The following is a 22,248-nucleotide window of genomic DNA, read 5'->3' as shown; positions in this document are numbered from 1 at the left end:
GGCGCCTGGCCCCCGCGTGTGTGACGATCTCCGCAAAACCACACGCGTGTCGCGCCAGCTGCACGCCGCCCAAGAAGGACTGCGATATTGGGTCGGCATTCTCAGGGTAGGGCCGAAGCGGCCGCGCTTTCGCACGCGGCAGCCTTCGGCATGGCAGCTGGCGTCCGGTTGCCGACCGCTCCGCCGCGCGTAGTTGGACCGTGATCGGCGTGGTCGCCGCCCTGGTGGCGAGCCTGCTGGTTATCACCAACGTGCTGCCGTCGATCGTCCCGGTGCCGCCCAGACCAACCCAGGTGACGCCGGCCGCGCAGAACCCGACGGTGTGCCAGGGCTCGGTCGGCCTGACCAACGGCTCGTTCGAGAACCCGGTGATCCCGGCCAACAACTACCAGATCATGAGCCAGACCTCCGTCCCCGGCTGGAACACCACCGCCCGCGACGGCATGATCGAGCTCTGGTCCACCGGGTTCCAGGGCGTGCCGTCGGCCGTCGGCAAACAGTTCGCCGAGCTCAACGCCAATACCGCGTCCGGGCTGTACCAGGACGTGCCGACGGTGCCCGGCACCCAGCTGCGCTGGAGCCTGTACCACCGGGGCCGCAGCGGCGTCGACGTGATGGCGGTGAAATTCGGGGCGCCCGGCGGCATCCTGGCCGAGCAAACCCGACTGTCCGACGGAAACACCCGATGGGGACAGCACTCCGGTGTCTACACGGTGCCGGCCGGCCAGACCACCACCCGGCTGCAGTTCGAGGCGATCAGTTCCGCCGGCGGCCTGCTGAGCGTCGGAAACTTTCTCGACGGCGTCACCTTCGGTACCGCGCCCTGCCTGATCACCGACAAGTCGGCAAAAGTGGTGTCCGGCAACAACCCTGCCAAGGTGGGCGACACCATCGAGTACACCGTGACCACCACCAACAAGGGCGGTGACCGGGCCACCGGCGTCACCATCGCCGATGCGATCCCGGCGAACACCAGCTACGTTCCCGGGTCGCTGAAGGTGGTGGCCGGCCCGGCCGAGACCAACGTCAGCAAGACCGACGCCACCGGCGACGACACCGCCTATTACGACGCCGCCGGCCGGCGGGTGGTGTTCAACGTCGGCAACGAGGCGACGCCGACAGCCGGCGGACGCCTTGACCCCGCCGACGCGGTGACCGTCAGCTTCCGGGTGACGGTGAACCCGAGTGCCGCCGAGACCACCGTCACCAATGCCGCCACCGCGACGTTCAACGATCCGCTCGACAACTCCACCAGGACGTCGACGTCGAACGACGCCAGCACGCCGGTCGCGGCCGCCGCCGACCTGGCCATCACCAAGACCGCACCGGCTACAGCGCTGGCCGGCAACCGGATCAGTTACCAGCTGGGCGTCACCAACAATGGCCCAAGCGCCGCCGCCGGCGTCAGTGTCACCGACACGTTGCCGGCCGGCCTGACGTTCGTGTCGGCCACCGGCACCGGTCTCAGTTGTGCCAACAGCGGCGGCACCGTCACGTGTACCGCGGCGAACCTGGCCAACGGAGCCAGTGCCAGCGCCACCATCGTCGCGACCATATCGGCAGGCTATGCATCCGGCGCCGTCACCAACACCGCCACCGTCAGCTCACAGACCTCCGACTACCAGACCGGTAACAACAGCGCGAGCGCCGTCACCCAGGTCACCGCGCAGGCGGACCTGTCGATCACCAAGACCGCGGACGTGCAGACCGCGACCGCCGGCCAGCGGGTGACATACACGGTGCGGGCCAGCAACGCCGGGCCGTCCATCGCCCGGAACGTCAGCATCGCCGACGACCTGCCGCCCGGCACCACCTTTGTCGGCGCCAGCGACGGATGCGCACAGACCGGCGGCACGGTGAACTGCACCGTCGGCGACATGGATCCCGGCAGCAACAGGAGCTTCACCATCACGGTGCTGGTGAACTCCAACAACACCGCAGCGACGCTGGCCAACTGGGCCACCATCTCGTCGCCGACCCCGGATCCCAACAACGCCAACAACCGCAGCCAGGTGACGGTACCGGTGGCGCGGCAGGCCGACCTCGCCATCACCAAAACTCCGCCGGCCAACCCGATCGTCCCCGGACGCACCGCGATCTTCACCGTCACCGTCACCAACAACGGGCCGTCGGACGCCACCGACGTCACCGTCAACGACCCGGCCCCGCCCGGGATGACGCTGCAGTCGGTGTCCAGTACCACCTCCGGCACCTGCCCGATCGCGAACAACGGCATCAACTGCAACCTCGGTTCGATGGCTGCCAGCACCAGCATCCAGCTGCGGCTGACCTATCTGGTCGACCCGGCCCGCACCACGGCGGTCAGCAACACCGCGACGGTGAGCAGCCCCACCCCCGACGCCAATCGCGACAACAACACCGCCACCGCCAGCAAGGACGTCAGCCCGTCGGCCGATCTGGCGCTGACCAAATCCCAGAACCCCAACCCGATCCGGCCGGGCGAGAACGTCACCTACACCATGCAGGTGCAGAACATCGGCCCGTCGACAGCCACCAATGTTGTTGTCCGCGACCCGATCCCGACCGGGTTGACGTTCGACTCCAGCGCGTCCGGCTGCACCGCGACCGGCGGCACCGTCACCTGTAACGTCGGCGCGCTGGCGCCCGGCGGCACCGCGACGGTCAGCTTCGTCGCTGCCGTCCCGTCCGGCGCCACCGGCACCATCACCAACACCGCGACGGTGTCCAGCGGCACCCCTGACCCGGTGGCGGGCAACAACACCGCCAGCAGCACCTCGAGCGCCGATCCGCTGGCCGACCTCGCGCTGACCAAACAGACCTCGCCATCGCCGCTGGTCGCCGGCGGCCCTGTCACCTACACCCTGGTGGCGACCAACAAGGGCCCATCGGACGCCAGGAACGTCCAGCTCACCGACACCCTGCCGAGCGGCGTCACCATTCCGCCGGGGAACCTGCCATCGGACTGCAGCATCAGCGGCAACACCATCACCTGCAACCTCGGCGACATGGTCGGTGGCACCAACAAGACCGTCAGCTTCAGCGGCACCATCGCCGCCTCCGCCCGCAACACCTCGTCGAACACCGCCACCGTCAAGGCCGAGACGCCGGGCGATCCATCGCTCGGCGACAACACCGTCACCTCAACAACGCAGGTGACCGCCCAGGCCGACATGCAGGTCACCCTGACCGGTCCGACCACACCGGTGGCAGCCGGGCAGAACGTGCCGTTGACGTTGGTGGTCAAGAACAATGGCCCGTCCACCTCCAACGGCGTCGTGGTCACCGGGCAGTTGCCGCCGGGAACCACACCGGTGCCCGGCTCGTCCGGCGGGGCTTGCACCATCACCGGCAACACCGTCACCTGCAACCTCGGTACCTTCCAGCCGGACCAAGAGATCACCATCCCGCTGACGGCCAAGATCAACCCGGACACCCAGCCGGGCACCGTCACCTTCACCGCCCGGGTCGGCGCCAGCACCGCCGACACCAACCCGGCCAACGACGTCTCGTCCGCCAACGTCACCGTGGTGACCCAGGCCGACGTGCAGCTGGAGAAGTCGGTGAATCCGACACCGCTGGTGGCCGGCAAGTCGGCGCAGTGGGTGCTCACCGCCACCAACCCCGGCCCGTCGGACGCGCAGACCGTCCGCATCACCGACACCCTGGCCGCGGGGTTCCGGATCGGCACCGTGAACACCGACCGAGGCACCTGCAGTGTCAGCGGCCAGACCGTGACCTGCAACGTCGGAACGCTGGATGTCGGTGCCACCACAACGATCTACATCAACGGCACCGTCGCGCCGGACGCCACCGGCACCCTGCCCAACTCGGCCACCGCGACCTCCGCGACCACCGACACCAACCAGGGCAACAACACGGCTTCGGTGAACCCGCCGGTCAGCACCCAGGCCGACCTCACCCTGACCAAGACCGCGCCGGAGACGGTGCTGGCCGGGCAAACCGTCGCCTACGACATGGTGATCACCAACCCGGGCCCTTCGAACGCCACCGGCGTCACCCTCAGCGATGCGTTGCCCGACGGAATGACCATCGCGCCCGACGGGCTGCAGACCTCGGCCGGCACCTGCACCGCCAGCGACGACCGGCGCAGCGTCAACTGCACCCTGGGGACCGTCGCGGTGGGGGCCAGCGTGACCGTCAGGGTGATCGCGCAGACCCGGCCCGATCTCGATCCCGGCACCACCCTCACCAACCGCGCGGTAGTCGACTCCCCGGTGCCCGGGAATCCCGACACCAGAACGGCTTCGGTCACCACCACCGTTCAGACCAGCGCCGACCTGGCGGTAACCAAGGCCCGCTACGCCGACATCCCCCCGGTCGCCGGGGCGCAGGCCAGCTACCTGCTCACCGTCACCAACAAGGGCCCGTCCACCGCCCGTGCCGTGAAACTGCTGGACCCGACCCCCGAGCGGCTGAGCCTGATCGACGCCTCGCCCACCGCCGGCTCCTGCGCGGTGTCAGCGCGAACCCTTTCCTGCGAGTTGGGCAACCTGGCCCCTGGCCAGACCGTCACCGTCGTGGCCCGTTACCAGGTGTCCCCTGACGCCGCCGGGGAGTCCTTCACCAACTCCGCGACGGTCGACGCCGACGCCAGCACCCCCGACCCGGTCGACTCCAACAACGTCGCGAAGATCGACGAAACCATCGACGGTGTCTCGGTTCTGACGCTGGCCAAGGAGACCGTCACCGACCCGGTGGTGGCCGGGCGGCAGCTGGAGTACCAGCTCACCGTCACCAACGAGGGGCCGTCCACCGCGTCCAACGCGGTGCTCACCGACCCGATCCCGGCCGGCACCAGCTTTGTCTCTGCCACCGCATCGGACAACGGCACCTGCCGCTTCGCCGACGGCGAGGTGAGCTGTACCTGGGACCCGATCGACCCCCCGGTCTTGCAGACCGACGACGAAGGCAACGTCAGCAGCGTGCCGCAGAGCCGCACCGTGAAGCTGGTGGTGCTGGTACCCGCGACCGCCGCCGTCGGCACCCGGATCACCAACACCGCCACCGCCACCTCCGACCACACCGACGAGCCGGCCACCGCCAGCGTCACCGACACCGTCACGGCCGCAGCCGATCTGGCGATCACCAAGACCGCGCTGACCGCGAGCCCGGTCGCCGGCGCACCGATGACCTGGCTGGTGACCGTTACCAACAACGGCCCGTCCGACGCCACCTCGGTGGCCGTCACCGACACTCTCGGGCCCGGTGCCAGCATCGTCTCGGCCACCCCCGACCAGGGCAGCTGCGACATCACCGGCAGCCCGGTGACGTGCGCCCTCGGCACCGTTCCCGCCGGCTCCAGCGTCGGTATCAGGGTCACCAGCAACGTCGCGTCCGACGCTCCCGCCGCGGTGACGAACGATGCGACGGTCAGCTCGCCGGTCGCAGACCCCGACGAGGACAACAACTCCACCAGCGCCAGCAAAGAGGTGGCGACCAGCGCCGACCTGTCGCTGACCAAAACCGCAGGCGCCGCCTCCGCCGTCGCCGGTGGACCGGTGTCGTTCACCCTGCAGGTGCACAACGCCGGCCCGTCCGACGCCGCCGGTGTGGTGGTCACCGACCAGATCCCCGAGGGCATCGACAATCCGGTGGCGCGCTTCGGCGACACCGAGTGCCCGATCGTCTCCGGCCGGGTGCGCTGCAGCGTCGGCGCGCTGCCGGACGGCGGGAACGCCTCGATCACGGTGTCCGGCACCGTCAACGCCAACTACACCGGCGCCCGGATCACCAACACCGCCGGTGTCGATGCCGCGACGCCGGATCCCGACCCCACCAACAACTCCGGCACCGCCGGGGTCGACATCACCACTTCGGCGAACCTGGCGGTGAGCAAGACCGGGCCGGCCACCGCGGCCGCCGGCGAGCGCATCACCTGGGAGGTGAACGTCACCAACAACGGGCCGTCGGCGGCGCGTTCGGTGAGCGTCACCGACACCGTCCCGGCCGGAATCACGGATATTTCCGCGGCCATCGGCGCAGTCGCCTGCCCAGCGGCCAGCGGCGGCGAAATCACCTGCCAGGTCGGCGATCTCGCTGTCGGCGCCACCGTGCAGGTACGGGTCACCGGCACCGTCGACCCAGCGTTCCGCGGCGGCCGGGTGAACAACGTGGCCACCGCCACCAGCGCGACGCCCGACCCGGACAGCACCGACAACACCGGCCAGTGGCCCACCGCCATCGATGCCAGCACCGACCTGTCGGTCAGCAAGACCGCGGTCGGCACCTTTGTTGCCGGCCAGCAGGTTTCCTGGCAGCTGCGGGTACACAACGCCGGCCCGTCGACAGCCACCGACGTGACGCTCACCGACGCCGTGCCGGCCGCCGTTACACCCGTGACGGCGGTGTCGGGTGCCGGCGCGGATCAGTGCACCGTCAGTGGGCAAGACGTGAACTGCCTGCTCGGCACGCTCGCTCCCGGCGCCGAGGTGGTGGTGACGGTCTCCGGCACCCTGGCCGCCGGTTACAACCAGGCGACCCTGGCGAACACCGCCGGCGTCACCGGCGCCGAGCCGGACTCGAACGGGGACAACAACTCCGACACCTCAACCACGCCCGTCAGCACCTCGGCGGACCTGTCGATAGCCAAGGCGCTCACCTCGGGCCCGCCGGTGGCCGGCGGCCAGATCAGCTACCGGATCATCGTCACCAACAACGGCCCGTCCACCGCGCGCGGCGTCACCGTCACCGACGACGTGCCGACCCAGGTGCTGTTCCCGCAGGTGCAGATCGCCGCCGCCGCCGGCACCTGCAGCTTCACCGGCAACGACCTGAACTGCGACCTGCGCGATCTGGCCGACGGCGACAGCGTGCAGCTCACCGTCACCGGAACCGTCGCGCCCTCGCTCGACGAGACCTTCACCAACATCGCCGCCGTGGATGCCAGCACACCCGACCCGATCTCCGGCAACAACTCGTCGGCCGCCGACGCCACCATCGGTGAGTCCGCCGACCTTGCCGTCAGCAAGTCCGGGCCGGAGTCCGCAACCGCAGGCTCCGACGTCAGCTGGACGGTGACGGTGCGCAACGCCGGGCCGTCCACCGCAAGGTCCGTCGTGGTCAGCGACACCGTTCCCGAGGGCTTGAGCAATGTCAGGGCGCAGCTGCCCAACGGCACCGCTTGCGACCCGGCCAATTGCGCCGTCGGCAACATCGCCAGCGGCGCCAGCATCCAGATCACCGTCACCGCAACGATTCCGGCCAACTCGTCGGCCACTGAGCTGACCAACGCCGTCGGGGTGTCTTCGCCGACGGCTGACCCGAACGGCGGCAACAACACCGCCCAGGTGACCACCCCCGTCACCCGCACCGCCGACCTGGCGATGAGCAAGTCGGTGAGCCCCGACCCGCTGGTGCCCGGCTCCACCGCCACCTACACCCTCAGCGTGCGCAACGCCGGGCCGTCGGACGCCACCGGCGTCGTGGTGTCCGACCCGCTGCCCGCCGGCATCTCCGTCGAGGGCGACCTGCCCGCCAGCTGCACCAGTTCCGCCGGGATCGTGTCGTGCACCCGGGACACGCTGGCCGCCGGCGAAACTTTCTCGGTTCCGCTGCTGGTGCGGGTGGCGACCGGTGTCACCACCGACGTCACCAACACCGCCCAGGTCAGCAGCACCACCGCAGATCCCAACGCGGACAACGACACCGCCACCATCACCACCGGGGTGGCGCCGGCCGCGAACCTGCTGGTCACCAAGACCGCACCGGCCACCATCGTGGCCGGTCAACCGATCAGCTGGACCATCGAGGTCTCCAACGCCGGACCGTCCGACGCCCAGCAGGTGGTGCTCACCGATGCCATCCCGGCCGGGGTCACCGGCGCCCGGGTGGCAGCGGCCAGTCAGGGCGATTGTGCCGTCAGCGACGGGACCTTGCGCTGCGATCTCGGTGTCGTCGGGGTGGGCGACCCGGCCAGGGTGACGATCACCCTCACCGGAGCGGTCGATCCGGCCTTCGCCGGCGATCGGATCAGCAACACCGTGGCCATCACCTCGCCGACCCCGGAACCGGGCGGCGGCGACGACGGCCGCACCGCCACCAGCGTCACCGAGGTGACCCGTGACGCCGACCTTTCCATCAGCAAGGTCGGCCCGCAGGCGGCGGTGCCCGGCACCGACGTCAGCTGGACCATCACCGTCACCAACAAGGGGCCGTCCACCGCCAACGCGGTTCGGCTGACCGACCGGATCCCGGCCGGGCTCAGTGCCGTGCGCCTCACTCCGCAGGGCCCAGGTGCTGACGGCATCAGTTGCGACACAACGGGTTGCGACCTCGGCAACCTGGCGCCGGACAGTTCGGTACAGGTGCTGGTGACCGGTCGGCTCGATCCGGCATACCCCGGCAGCACCATCGACAACACCGCATCGGTGGAATCCACCGACCCGACAACTCCGGACAGCAAACCGAGCGACAACGAGGTCAACTCGCCGGTCGAGGTCGCCGCGCAGGCCGACGTCAGCATCGACAAGCAGGCCGACGCCACCGTGATCGCCGGCGAACGCATCAGCTTCGCGTTGACCGTCACCAACAACGGGCCGTCGGTGGCCCGCGGCGTGGTGATCACCGACGCGCTGCCGGCCGGACTGACCAACCCCACCGTGACCGCGCCGGACGGCGTCACCTGCACCGTCACCGGCGGCACCCTCAGCTGTGAACTGGCAGAGCCGCTCGCGCCCGGCGCCGCGGCCGCGGTGCAGATCCGGGTCTCCGCAACGGTTCCCGCCGACGACACCCGCGCCAGCATCGACAACACCGCGTCGGTCCGCACCGACACCACCGACCCGACTCCTGGCAACAACTCGGACAGCAGCAGCACCGAGCTGCAGACCCAAGCCGACCTACAGCTCACCAAGGTTGCCGACAACGCCGCGGTCCAGGCCGGCGAACCGGTTTCCTGGACCATCACCGTGCGCAATGCCGGACCGTCCGTGGCCAGAGCGGTGCAGCTCACCGACGCGATTCCGGCCGGGGTCACCGGGGCGCGGCTCACCAGCACCGCCGGCACCTGCACCGCAACCAGCTGTGCCCTCGGCGATCTCGCCCCGGGTGCCAGCGTGCGGATCACCGTCGTCGGGCAGCTGGATCCGGCGGCGCCGGCCGGGGTGATCAGCAACGGCGCCGAGGTGGTCTCCACCGCGAGCGGCGACAACCCGGCCACTCCGGATCCCAACACCGGCAACAACTCCGACACCGCCGACGTCACCGTCAGCCGCTCCACCGACCTGTCGGTGGACAAGACCGTTTCCCCGAACCCGGTGGTACCCGGCCAGCCCGTCACCTACACCATGACGGTTCGCAACGCCGGCCCGGCCACCGCGGCCGGCGCCGCGCTGACCGACCAGCTCCCGGCCTCGCTGCAGAACCCGCAGGTCACCACCAGCGTTGGTAGCTGCGCCATCCAAAACGGTGTGCTGGCCTGCGATCTCGGCGACCTCGGCCCGCGCACCACCAGCACCGTCACCGTTCGCGGCACTCTTGACGCCACCGTCCCGGCCGGCGAGATCAGCAACACCGCCGGCGTGTCCAGCAACACCCCGGACACCGATCCGGAGAACAACACCTCGACCGTCGGTGCGCAGACCGAGCGCGCCTCGGTGACCATCGACAAGGTGGCCGAGCCGCGGGTGGTGGTGCCGGGCTCACCCGTCACCTGGACCATCACCGTGCGCAACACCGGCCCCGGCAGCGCCCGCGACGTGCTGGTGACGGACAACCTTCCCGATGCGGTGCGGGTCACCAGCATTGCGCCGAGTGCCGGCTCCTGTGACGCGGCGGTCGGTGGGGTGCTGCCGTGCCGGCTCGGCACCCTCGCCGCCGGTGCGACGGCCACCATCACCATTACCGGCATCGTCTCCGACCGCGCCGTCGGCAGCATCACCAACACCGCAACGCTGAGCACCCCGGACGACAGCGACACCAGCGACAACACCGCGCCGGTCACCACCCCGGTGGCGGCCCGCGCCGACCTGGCGGTGACCAAGCAGCTGGTCGGCGCCGCGGTGGCCGGATCACCGCTGACCTGGCAGGTCACCGTCACCAACCGCGGTCCGGCCGCGGCCGAGAACGTCAGGGTCGACGACCAGGTACCCGCGACCGTCACCGGCGTACGCGCGACCGACCCGGTGCTGTCCACCGGGGGCACCGCGGAGCCGTGCCGGGTGGCAGGAAACGACATCGGTTGCGCTGTCGGCACTCTGCCCAACGGCGCCAGCGCCACCTTCCGCATCACCGGCACCCTGGCCAGCGACGCCACCGGAACCCTTGCCAACACCGCGATCGGCAGTTCAACCACCGAAGACCCGTTGCCGGGCAACAACTCCGACACCGCGAGCACCCCGATCACCGCCACCGCCGCGTTGACCGTCGACAAGCAGTCGACCACCAACCCGGCGACCGCCGGTGGCAGCATCGGCTGGCGCATCAGCATCGGCAACAGCGGACCGTCCGACGCCGTAGCGGTGCGGCTCACCGACCGGGTCCCGGCCGGGGTCACCGGGGTTCGCGCGGCCATCGGCGACGACCCGGCCGGCGCGCAGCAGTGCATCGTTGCCGACGGGCAGATCGACTGCGCCGTCGGCACCGTCGCCGCCGGATCCACCGTGCTCGTCACGGTTTCCGGCACCCTCGACAGCGGCTACTCCGGCCAACAGGTGGGCAACACCGCAACGGTTTCCTCGCCGACCGACCCGCGCGGCGGCACCAGTGACAGCGTCGACACGCCCGTCGCCACCTCGGCCGATCTGTCGCTGGCCAAGACCGGCCCGGCCACCGTCACCGCCGGCTCGGCGATCGCCTGGACACTGACCGTCCGCAACGCCGGCGCCTCGGATGCCCGCACCGTCACCGTTACCGACACCCTGCCCGACGGGCTCGCTGCCGGGTCACTGCAGCTGCCGGCCGGCTGCACCGTCGGCGACGACCAACGCACCGTCACCTGCTCGCTCGGCACCGTTCCGGCCGGCGACACCGCCACCGTGACGCTGCGTGCTGACGTTGACGCCGGCTATGCCGGCGCCGCCCTGGATAACTCCGCGACCGTCGACTCCGCCACCGCCGACCCGAACCGCGACAACAACGACGCCGGCACCAGCACCGCGGTGACCCGCTCCGCGAAGCTGGCGATCAGCAAGACACTGCTCACCGACCAGGCCGATGTGGTGGCCGGGCACCCGGTGCAGTTCGCCATCGACGTCACCAACAACGGGCCTTCCACCGCCACCGCGGTCAGCATCACCGACCCGATTCCCGCTGCGCTGCAGAACGTTTCGGCCAGCGGGCCGGACGGCACCGACTGCTCCGTCACCGACGGCACGGTGACCTGTAGCGCCGGTACCCTCGACCCCGGCGCCACCGTGCGGGTGGTGGTGACCGGAACCGTCGCCGCTGACGCCACCGGCACCTTTACCAACACCGCCGCCGCTGACGCCGCCGAGGCCGACCCGGTCACCGCGACAACGCCTGGCATCACCATCAACACCAGCGCGGACGTGCAGATCAGCAAGCGCATCGACGGCGAGGTGATCGCCGGGCAGCGCGTCACCTTCGTGCTCACCGTGCTGAACAACGGGCCCTCCACCGCCCGCGCGGTGCGGGTCGGCGACACGGTGCCGGCACAGTTCACCGACCTGCAGGTCGATTCGCCGCAGTGCCGGGTCAGCAGTCCCGACATCACCTGCGCCCTCGGCGATCTCCCGGCCGGCAGCGACCCGATCGAGATCCGCGTCTCCGGGGTTGCCGCGCAGAACCTGACGACGGTGCCGAACACCGCACGCGTCGAGTCCGACACCGCCGACCCGGTACCGGACAACAACACCTCGACGGTGGAGGCCACCATCGGCGAACGCGCCGACCTGTCGGTCACCAAGACCGGGCCGGAGCGCGTCACCGCGGGGGAGCAGATCAGCTGGACCGTGACGGTGCACAACGACGGTCCGTCCACCGCCCGCGGTGTCCAGCTCGCCGACACCCTGCCCGCCAACGTGTCCGGCGTGGTGGCGACGCTGCCGGACGGCAGCACCTGCGACCCGGCCGACTGCGCGCTCGGCGACATCGCGGCCGCGCCCGGCGGTACCGACAGCGACGTCCGGATCACCATGACCGGAACCGTCTCGCCCGCGGCCGGCAACGGCAGCACCCTCACCAACCTGGCCAGGATCGACTCGCCGACTCCGGATCCCAACGGCGACAACGACTCCGCACAGACCACCGCGACCGTGACCACCACTGCTGCGCTCACCGTGGTGAAGACGGCGACCCCGAACCCGTTGGTGCCCGGCCGGTCCGCCGGCTACACCATCACCGTCACCAACGACGGGCCGTCGGACGCGCAGGGCGTCAGGGTCACCGACCCGCTGCCCGACCAGCTGACCGCGGACGGCACCCCGACCTCGTCCATCGGCAGTTGCGCCGCGGTCGGTGCCGACGGCACCGTGAACTGCGACATCGGCACCCTGCCCGCCGGCCGATCGGTGACGGTGACCGTTCCGGTGACGGTCAATTCGGCGGCCGCCGGCAACATCGCCAACACCGCGACGGCCACCTGGACCACCGGCGAGCAGCCGTCCGGTGTCGCCACCGGCGACGTCACCACGCCGACCGCACCCAGCGCCGACCTCAGCGTCACCAAGACCGGCCCGGCGACGGTGACCCCTGGGCGCAGCGTCAGCTGGACCCTCGAGGTGAGCAACGCCGGACCGTCCGACGCGGTGGCCGTGCACCTGAACGACACCGTGCCGGACGGCGTCAGCGGCATCAGTGCTGCCCGCGACGGCGGCGGGGTTGCCGGCGAGTGCAGCGTCAACGTGCAGCAGGTCTTGTGTGTGTTCGACCGGGTACCGGCCGGACAGTCCAGCACCGTCACGCTGACCGGGCTGCTCGCCGCCGACTACCCGGGCACCACGCTCGAGAACACCGCGGCCGTCGCCTCCACCGGTGACACCGCAACGCCGGACCCCGACGGCGACAACAACTCCGACACCGCCGACTCCGCGGTCGAGCGGGCGTCCGACGTCAGCATCAACAAGACCGTCACCGCCCCGGCCAACGGGCCCTACTACGCCGGCACCGACGTGCAATACACCTTGCAGGCCAGCAACAACGGCCCGTCGATCGCCCGCCAGGTGCGGCTCACCGACGAGTTCCCGGCCGGGCTGACCCCGACCGACGTGACCGCCCCCGACGGGTGGACCTGCAGCATCGACGGCCGCACCGTCACCTGCACCCCGCCGGACGGAGTGCTGCCGGTCGGCCCCGCCGCGCCCATCACGGTGACAGCGCGTATCGCCACCGACATCAGGGTGCTGGACGACATCGACAGCCAGGCCGCGACCGCCGGCCCTGACGACACCGTGCGGATGGCCAACACCGGCAGCATCACCGCCGCCGACGACAACGATCCGTCCGACAACACCAGCACCCCACCGCCGATCACCGTCGAGCAACAGGCCGATCTGGTGATCAACAAGACCGCCACCCCCGACCCGGTGACGGCCGGCCAGCAGCTCACCTTCCGGCTGGCCGTCGGCAACCAGGGCCCGTCGCTGGCCAGGGACATCACCGTCACCGACCGGCTGCCGGCCGGCTTCACCGACCCGGCGGTGACCGCGCCGGACGGGTGGACCTGCGCCATCACCGGCGGCACACTCACCTGCAGCACCGAAGCCCTTGCGCCCCAACCGGAAGGCGCCGACCCGGCCGCCGTGATCACGGTGACCGGCACCGTCGACCCGGCGTACGGGGACGCCGCCTCCGCCGACCAGGTCGACCCGACCCGCTTCCGGATGGAGAACACCGCGAGCATCGCCGCCGCCACCCCAGAGGCCGACGGCAACGACAACTCCGACGTCTCCCGGCCGTACGTGGTGCGCGACGCCGGCCTGTCGATCCGCAAGACCGGGCCGGAGACCGCCGTCGCCGGTGAGCCGATCGAGTGGACGGTGACCGTTACCAACAACGGCCCGTCGGTGGCCCGCAACGTCGTTGTCACCGACCCGGCGCCGGACCAGGTGACCGGCCTGACGCTGCGGGCCGGCGAGACCCCTTGCCCGCAGACCGGCTGTGCCGTCGGCGATCTCGCCGTCGGCGAGTCCGCCACCGTCACCGTCCGCGGCACCATCGACCCGGACGCCACCGGCACGGTGACCAACCGGGCGACTGCCAACTCCGACACCTCAGCCGCGGTGGACGCCAGCGTCGACACCCAGATCACCGGCTCCGCCGACCTTGAGCTGACCAAGACCGTCAGCCCCGACCCTGTGGTGCCCGGTCAGGGCGTTACCTACACCCTGACCGCCAAGAACAACGGCCCGTCCACCGCCCGCGGTGTGGTGTTCACCGACTCGGTTCCCGACGAGATCACCGATGTGGCAGCGACTTTGCCCGGCGGCGAGTGCACCGTCACCGGCAACCTGGTGGAATGCCGCATCCCGGCGATCGCCGCGGGTGCCGACGCCGTCGTCACCATCACCGGCACTCTGTCGCCGGACGCCCCTGCCGGAAAGATCAACAACACCGGCAGCGTGCTCGCCCAGACCCCCGACCCTGACCTCGGCAACAACTCCGACTCGGCGGGTCCCAACACCGCGACCGCCGACGTCAGCATCACCAAGACAGCGGCACAGGATGTCGCCTACCCCGGCCGGGCGATCAGCTGGACCATCACCGTCACCAACAGCAGCGAGAGCGTCACCGCGCGCAGCGTGGTGGTGGCGGATACCTTGCCGGCCAACGTGACCGGCGGCACGGCGACCCCGTCGACCGGCAGCTGCCAGCCGCCGGACAACGGTTCCGTGCTCTGTTCGCTCGGCAACCTGGCGCCCGGCGCCACCGCGACCGTCACCATCAGCGGCACGGTGAACGACGATGCCACCACCGCTGTGGTGAACACCGCCAGCGTGGTGACTCCGGACGACTCCACCACTGACAACAACACCGATGCCGAAACAACTCCGCTGACCCCACTGGCCGACCTGTCGATGAACAAGAAGGTCACCCCCGATCCGGTGCGCCGCGGCGAACCGGTGACGTACACCCTCACCGCGCACAACTACGGTCCGTCCGCCGCCGAGGGCGTGCTGATCACCGACCAGGTGCCGACCGAGATCACCGGAGTCACAGCCGAACTGCCCGGTGGTCGCTGCTCGGTCACCGACAATCAGGTGAGCTGCACACTGTCCAATCCGCTGCCGGCCGGCGCCGACGCCGTCGTCACCATCCGCGGCACGGTGGGCGGCGACGTCAACGCCGGCAACATCCGCAACACCGGCACCGTCACCTCGAACACCGAAGACCCAGACGAGAGCAACAACGCGGGGTCGGTGGGCACCACGGCCACCACCGCGAATCTGTCGATCAGCAAGACCGCCGACCTGGCCACCGTCGAACCCGGCGGCAAGCTGACCTGGACCATCACCGCGACCAACACCGACACCGCCACCGCCGCAAGGGATGTGCGGGTTGTCGACAACCTCCCCGACGGTGTGCGAGTGGATGCGGTCGAGGCGTCGGTGGGCAGTTGCGGTGCGGTGACCGACGGGGTGCTGAACTGCACGCTGGGCGAGTTGGCACCGGGTGCGTCCGCGACGGTGACGATCACCGCGACGGTGACCGCCGTCGACGGTGAGCTGGTCAACGCTGCCTCCGTGTCGTCACCGGACGAGGGTGACCCGAGCGACAACACCGACCAATCGGTGACCACCGTCAGCCCGGTTGCCGACCTTGCGCTCACCAAGGCCGTCAGCCCGGACCCGGTGCAGCCCGGTCAACAGGTGACCTACACGCTGACCGCCAGCAACAAGGGTCCGTCACCCGCGCCCGGCGTCACCTTCACCGATCAGGTGCCGACCGAGATCACCGGCGTCACAGCGACTGTGGACGGCGGCGAGTGCACCGTGGCCGACAGCAACCTGGTCACCTGCACGCTCGACGGGCCGCTGGCCAGCGGCGCCGACGCCGTCGTCACCATCACCGGCACCCTGGCCGCCGACGCCAACGCCGGCACCATCGGCAACTCCGCCACCGTGAGTTCCGATGCCAGAGATCCCGACCCCAGCAACAACACCGCGCGGGTCGGCTCGGAGACCGCCAAGGCGAATCTGACCATCGAGAAGACCGCCAAGCAGGCAGAAGTGAAGCCCGGCGGGCAGATCGACTGGACCGTGACGGTGCGCAACACCAGCGACACCGCGACCGCCCGCAACGTGGTCGTCACCGACAACCTGCCGGCCACCGTGACCGCGGGCAGCGTCACCGGGTCAGCGGGTACCTGCCAGCCGCCCGGCAACGGCAGGGTGCTGTGTGCCCTCGGCAATCTTGCGCCCGGCGCCACCGCGACCGTCACCATCAGCGGCACCCTGGCGGCGACCGCGGTCGGCTCGGTGAGCAACGTGGCATCGGTGGTGTCGCCGGACGAGCAGGACCCGGCGGACAACACCGCCGAGGTCACCACGCCGGTGACGGCGCTGGCCGACCTGACCGTGGTGAAGACGCCCACCGACAAGCAGGTTGTCGCCGGCGGCACCGTCGGCTGGACGGTGACGGTCAGCAACGCCGGCCCGGCGACCGCCCACGAGGTGGCGTTCACCGATGCGCTGCCGAAGGGGTTGACGGCGGTGACGCCGCTGCCCGCCGGCTGTGCGGTGTCGGGGACGACGGTGCGCTGTGTGCTGGGCGACCTCGCCGCCGGCGCCAGCACGTCCGTCACTTTCCGCACCACGATTGACGAATCGCTGCGCGGCGCGGTTGCGAACACCGCAAAGGTGTCGTCGTCCACCGACGATCCGAACCCCGGCGGCAACAACGGATCCGGCACGGTGACGGTGCTGCCACCCGGTACCCAGCCGCCCACCACCCCGCCGACCACCGGACCCACCACCGGCCCGACCACCGGTCCCACCACCGGGCCGACAACGGGCCCGACCGGCACCGGAACAACGACACCGCCGACCGGGACCGAACAACCGCCGGTGCCGCCCACCTGGACCTGGCCGACGGATCAGCCGACCGGCACCTGGCCGACCGAGCAGCCCCCGCCGCCGTGCCCCGAGTGCCCCGGCGGAGAGCTGCCGAACACCGGTGCGCCGCTGGACACGCTGAGTCTATGGGCGGTGCTGATGCTGCTGCTCGGCGCGGCGCTGGTGGTGCTGGGCTACCGGCGTCGGCGCACGGAACAGTAGGCACCCCAGGCGGTTGCCGCACCGGCGCGGACCGGACGCCGACTGAGCCGCGGCGGGCCCGCTCCGACCCCGGCCACGCCGCGCCGGTCCGGGCGGCCCGCCCACGCCGCGCTGGTCCCTGCGGCTGTGGCCGGCCAGCGTTCGCTGCCCGTCATCAGCGGCACAATCGGTGTCTCGATGGCCGTTTGCCCAGATCGACCTGGGCTTTTGCCGTTCGAGGCGCACGTTTTTCCGCTGGTGAGCTGCGCACCGTATGCCGAGCGTGCCCGGACTCCTAGGCAACAGCGCGGGTGGCCCGGCTCTGTCGAACGGAAGAATGCGTTGCTCGATTGATGTTTGCCCAGGTCAGTTCTGACAACGACGCATCGAGGCACCGATTTTTCCCTGGGCGGCCGAGGACGGAGGAAGCTGGCTGGTGCCGGGCGGCCGAGGCTGTCAGAGCACGGCCGGAGCTGTCGGAGGTCGAGGCTGGCTGGTGCCGGGCGGGGAGGCGTCGGGCCCGGGCGGCCGCAGCGTTGGCCGATGTCGCGGCGCGGCGCGGCGCGGCGAGCCGACAGCGTGCCTGGCCCGAATTCTCCCAATCCTCGCAGCGACGACCAACTGGTCGGGCTCGGGGCGTTTACGGCCGCCTGCAATGGGTATCGATCCCGGAGCGCTACTAACGGTAGCGGCTCAGCGGAGCCGCTACCCGAGCGATGGGAGACGTCATGCGTACCGCTCCACTTGGCCGATTTGCCGTAACCGCAACGGTTTTCGCTTTGATCACCACCGGTTGCGCCACCGGGTCCGGAAATTCCGATTCCAGCGCCGTCGCCAAGGCCTTCGGCTCCACCTCCGCCGCGCCGTCCGGGCAGCTGCGGGTGATGGGTTTCGGCGCCGACGACGAGATCGGCTCGACCAGGCTGGCGCTGGCCAAGAAGGCACTGCCAGGGGTCACGGTGTCGCTCGTTGAGGGCGATCTCGACATCCAGGCATTTCTCTCGGCGGTGGCCGCCGGTGACCCGCCCGAGCTGGTGTACGCCAACCGCGACCAGATCGGCACCTTCGCCTCGCGCGGTGCGGTGCTGCCGCTGGACGCCTGCATCAGCTCGCAGGGCATTGCCGTCGACCAGATCGCAAAGCCCGCCATCGCACAAGTGACCTTCAACAAGCAGGTCTACGCGGTGCCCGAGTTCAACATGGTGCAGATCGTGATGGCCAACTCCGACCTGCTCGGCAAGGCCGGGGTACAGCTCTCCCAGCTCTCCGGCCAGGACTGGCCGGCGATCACCAGCGCCACCAAGAAGCTCACCGCTAGCTCCGGCGGCAAGCTCTCGGTGATCGGGTACGACTCCAAACTGCCCGAGTTTCTGCCGCTCTGGGCGCATTCCAACGGTGCGGACCTGCTCTCGGCCGACGGTCGCAAGGCCCAGCTCAACGATCCGAAGGTGGTCGAGGCGCTGACCTTCGCCAATGGTGTGTACCAGGCTCAGGGTGGCTTCGCCAAGGTGAAGGCCTACCGCGATGCCGCCGACTTCTTCGGCAAGGAAAACCAGTACGCCACCGGCACTCTCGGCGCGATGCCGATGGAGCAGTGGTACGTGAACGTGCTGAACGAGATGTCGCCGAAGGCGCCGCTGGCGTTCACCCCCTTTGTCGGGAAAGACGGCAAACCGGTGGCGTTCGCGTCCGGCTCGGCCTGGGCCATCCCGGCCGGCTCCAAGAACGCCGCGGCGGCCTGCACGTTCATCAAGACCATGACGGCGGTGGACAGCTGGATGGCCGCGGCCAAGGCCCGCGCCGACGCCCGCGCCAAGGACAAGTTGCTGTTCACCGGGCTGCTGACCGGCAACAAGACGGCCGACGAGAAGATCCGCTCGACCTTCGTCAAACCCAGCGGCGTCAAGGCCTGGGACGACGCCGTCAAGGCCACCTACCTGGCCAACGACAACACCTTCAGCCTGCCGGCCAACCCGGCCGATGCCGAGTTCAAGACGGCATGGCAGGACGCGGTGAACCGGGTGCTGAACGGTCAGCAACAGCCCAAGCCGGCGCTGGACGCCGCCCAGCAGCAAGCCCAGGCCGCGCTCGACAAGGCTTGGGCCGCTTGGGATGCGAAGAAATGACCTCCGGCCTGCTGGCCACCTCGAAGGCGGTCCGCCACTCCGAACGCAAGAGCGCCGTCAGCGCCCATGACAGCAGGGCAGCGTGGCTGTTCATCAGCCCGTGGCTGATCGGCTTCGCGATCTTTACCGCGTGGCCGCTGATCTACAGCGGCTATCTTTCGTTGACCGACTACGACGTGATCAACGCACCCAACTTTGTCGGGCTGGACAACTACCGGCAGTTGGCTGCCGACCCGAAGATCGCGCAGTCGCTGGGAAATACGTTGTACTACACCGTGATTCAGGTACCGCTGCACGTGCTGGTGGCGCTCGGGCTGGCGCTGCTGCTGCAGCGGGCCGGGCGGGCCTCCGGTTTTTTCCGGACCGCGTTCTTCCTGCCGAAGATGACCCCGCCGGTGGCCATCGGCATCATGCTGCTGCTGTTGTTCAACGGGCAAAGTGGTGTGATCAACGGCGTTCTGGGCTGGTTCGGTTTCCAGGGTCCGTCCTGGACCACCGACCCGAACTGGGTCAAACCAGGGTTGATCCTGATGAGCCTGTGGACCGTAGGATCGTCGGTGATCATCGTGCTCGCGGCGTTGCGTGAGGTGCCCGACCACCTGCACGATGCCGCCAAGATCGACGGCGCCAACTCCTGGCAGCGGCTGGTGCGGATCACCATTCCGATGATCGGCGGAACCCTGTTCTTCCTGCTGATCGTCAACACCATCGCCTCCTTCCAGACCTTCACCGAGGCGTACACCGCCTACTTCGGCTCCGGCAACACCACCTACTCCAACGACGCCGCGTTGTTCTACGCGATCTACCTGTTCCAGCAGGGCTTCGAGTACCTGCACATGGGATACGCCAGCGCGATGGCATGGGTGCTGTTCGCGATCATCATGGCGGTCACCGTTGTGCAGCTGGTGCTGTCGAAGAAGTTCGTGTTCTACCTCGGCGGGCACCGGTGACGGCCGTCGAGGGCACCCCGCCCGCCGCCAGCACGCCGCTGGTGGCGCCGGTGGCTGAGCCGCTGCCCAGCTCGCCGGCGACACCGGCGGCGGGCGCCAAGGCGGCACAAGGCCGGCAGCGACGGCGCCCGGTCGCCTCGTGGCTGGGCGTGACGCTGCGCTGGCTGGCGCTGCTGGCCTTCAGCCTGCTGTTCGTCTACCCGTTCCTGTGGCTGGTGTCTGCGTCGTTCAAGCCGCGCAGCGAGGTGTTCGACAACCGGCTGATACCGCGCACCTTCACCTTCGACAACTACCTGCAGGTGTGGCGGGAGGCGCCGCTCGGGGTCTGGATGCTCAACACCGTGATCGTGACGGTGCTGGCCGCGCTCACAGTGACGATCTCGTCGGCGATGGTGGCCTGGGGTTTCGCCTATTTCCAGTTCCGCGGCCGCAAGGCCCTGTTCGGTCTTGTGGTCGCGACCATGATGCTGCCGGGGGCGGTGACCCTGATCCCGACGTTCCTGATCTGGAAGTCGCTCGGCATGGTCGGCACGCTCACCCCGCTGTGGGCCGGCAACCTCTTCGGCAGCGCCTTCTACATCTTTCTGCTGCGGCAGTTCTTTCTCGGGCTGCCGCGAGAGTTGTTCGAGGCGGCCAAGATCGACGGCGCCAACAATTGGACGATCTTCGTCCGGCTGGCGCTGCCGCTGTGCAAGCCGGCCATCATCCTCACCCTGCTCTTCGAGTTCCAGGCGGCGTGGACGGACCTGATGCGGGCGCTGGTCTACCTGCGCGATTCCAGCGATTTCACCGTCCCGCGCGGATTGAAGGCGCTGCTGGACCGCTACGGCTTCGGCGGGGAGTGGCACTGGGAAATTGTCGTCACCGCAAGCGTTATCACCACGGTGCCGATGATCGTGCTGTTCTTCCTGGGCCAGCGCCACTTTGTCGGCGGCATCGCCGGTACCGGCACCAAAGGCTGAGCCGGTACCGGCACCAAGGGCTGAGCCGGTACCGGCACCAAGGGCTGAGCCGGTACCTGGGGTCGGCCGGCGCGCCCAGCAGCACCGTGGTGATCGCCCCGGCCAGGCTGCAGCTGGCTCGTTGGGTCAGGGTGACGCGGTGAGCGGAGCAACCCTGGCCCCGCTCGCGCACGTTCTGGCACGTCGCACACCTTCCTGCCGTCCGCTGGGTGTGCGACGTGCTGAAAGGTGCGCGATCCAGGCCCGGGCCCGGTGGAACGCGCGCAGCTGGCCTGATGAGAGGGTGTTTGCGCAGGTCAGACCAGCACGCCGGGCCGCACCGCCGGCCGTTGCTGGCGGATCCTGGCGGCCCTGGCCGCAACGATCGCGGTGCGCACACCCACCATGGTGATCGCCCACAGCACGAAGAACGCCGGCAGTGCGGTGTTCGGGTCGATGCCGTGGGTGAACAGGAACTCGCCGACGGTGGTGCGGATCCCGGGGACGTCCGTCATGGCCCAGACGATCACAATGCGGGCGGACAGCCCGACGAACCAGGTGGCGGCGAAGGCCGCCCCAGCATGCGTATACACCGCGGGTTCGCCGGCACCGCCGGCACTGCCGGCACCGCGGGTACCGCCGGCTCCGCCGGTGTCGGAGCCACGCGCGCCGAACACCGTGGTGAACGCGGCGCCGGCCAGGCCGAACGCCAGCCCGAGGCCCAGCGCGACGGCGTACAGCACCAGATCGGCACCGGCGGCGGGCGCGTCCTTCAGGTACAGCACCCCGAACACCAGGCACAGCACCACCGGCATCGCCACGGTGCCTGCGGTGAAGGCGCGGGTGCCGTAGCCCCGCAGCATGGAGAAGGCGAAGATGGCGCCGGAGATGAGAGCGGATTCGGCGAGCGGGCTCATGCGCATGTCCTTTGCTGATGAATCATTCTGGTGGCTGCGGCGGGTGCCGCGCTGTCACCCATGACTCTGCTCGGCTGCGCGCCGCCGCGCATCGGCGCTGCGGTGGAGAACGGGTGGAGAACCGGTGGAGAACGGAACGGCCGGGCTCTCCGCCCGGGGTG

Annotated in this window: 5 protein-coding genes; 4 read left to right on the top strand and 1 reads right to left on the bottom strand. The window is 69.9% G+C overall.

The annotated features are described in order from the left end of the window. The first annotated feature begins 200 nt into the window (after positions 1-200). The 4 genes from HKD39_RS11755 to HKD39_RS19630 all read left to right on the top strand — a co-directional run bounded on the left by HKD39_RS11755 (position 201) and on the right by HKD39_RS19630 (position 21,191). A complete protein-coding gene (locus tag HKD39_RS11755) occupies positions 201-17,174 on the top strand; it encodes a DUF7507 domain-containing protein (RefSeq protein WP_171200075.1) in 16,974 nt (5,657 codons plus the stop codon). A 707-nt stretch (positions 17,175-17,881) separates the two neighbouring features. After that, positions 17,882-19,279 (top strand): ABC transporter substrate-binding protein, encoded by a 1,398-nt coding sequence (locus tag HKD39_RS11750; RefSeq protein WP_171200074.1) that lies wholly within the window; start codon positions 17,882-17,884, stop codon positions 19,277-19,279. Then, complete coding sequence (locus HKD39_RS11745) at positions 19,276-20,229, top strand: carbohydrate ABC transporter permease (protein WP_171200073.1); 954 nt, start codon at positions 19,276-19,278, stop codon at positions 20,227-20,229. Before HKD39_RS11750 ends, HKD39_RS11745 begins: the two co-directional genes overlap by 4 nt. Then, a complete protein-coding gene (locus HKD39_RS19630; protein WP_212754466.1) occupies positions 20,226-21,191 on the top strand; it encodes a carbohydrate ABC transporter permease in 966 nt (321 codons plus the stop codon). Before HKD39_RS11745 ends, HKD39_RS19630 begins: the two co-directional genes overlap by 4 nt. 296 nt (positions 21,192-21,487) lie before the next feature. On the opposite strand, the gene HKD39_RS11735 is transcribed toward HKD39_RS19630, so the two are convergent. Beyond that, positions 21,488-22,087, bottom strand: a complete 600-nt coding sequence (locus HKD39_RS11735; RefSeq protein ID WP_171200072.1) for a hypothetical protein — start codon at positions 22,085-22,087, stop codon at positions 21,488-21,490. Between the last annotated feature and the right edge of the window lie 161 nt (positions 22,088-22,248).

The sequence above is a fragment of the Nakamurella aerolata genome (assembly GCF_013002705.1).
Taxonomy (GTDB): Bacteria; Actinomycetota; Actinomycetes; order Mycobacteriales; family Nakamurellaceae; genus Nakamurella; species Nakamurella aerolata.
This window is presented reverse-complemented; position numbering and strand designations above follow the sequence as displayed.

What these genes read in the sequence shown, in the direction of transcription:
- HKD39_RS11750 (WP_171200074.1), top strand. Translation starts at nt 17,882, where the DNA reads ATGCGTACCGCTCCACTTGGCCGATTTGCCGTAACCGCAACGGTTTTC.
- HKD39_RS11745 (WP_171200073.1), top strand. Translation starts at nt 19,276, where the DNA reads ATGACCTCCGGCCTGCTGGCCACCTCGAAGGCGGTCCGCCACTCCGAA.
- HKD39_RS11735 (WP_171200072.1), bottom strand. Translation starts at nt 22,087, where the DNA reads ATGAGCCCGCTCGCCGAATCCGCTCTCATCTCCGGCGCCATCTTCGCC.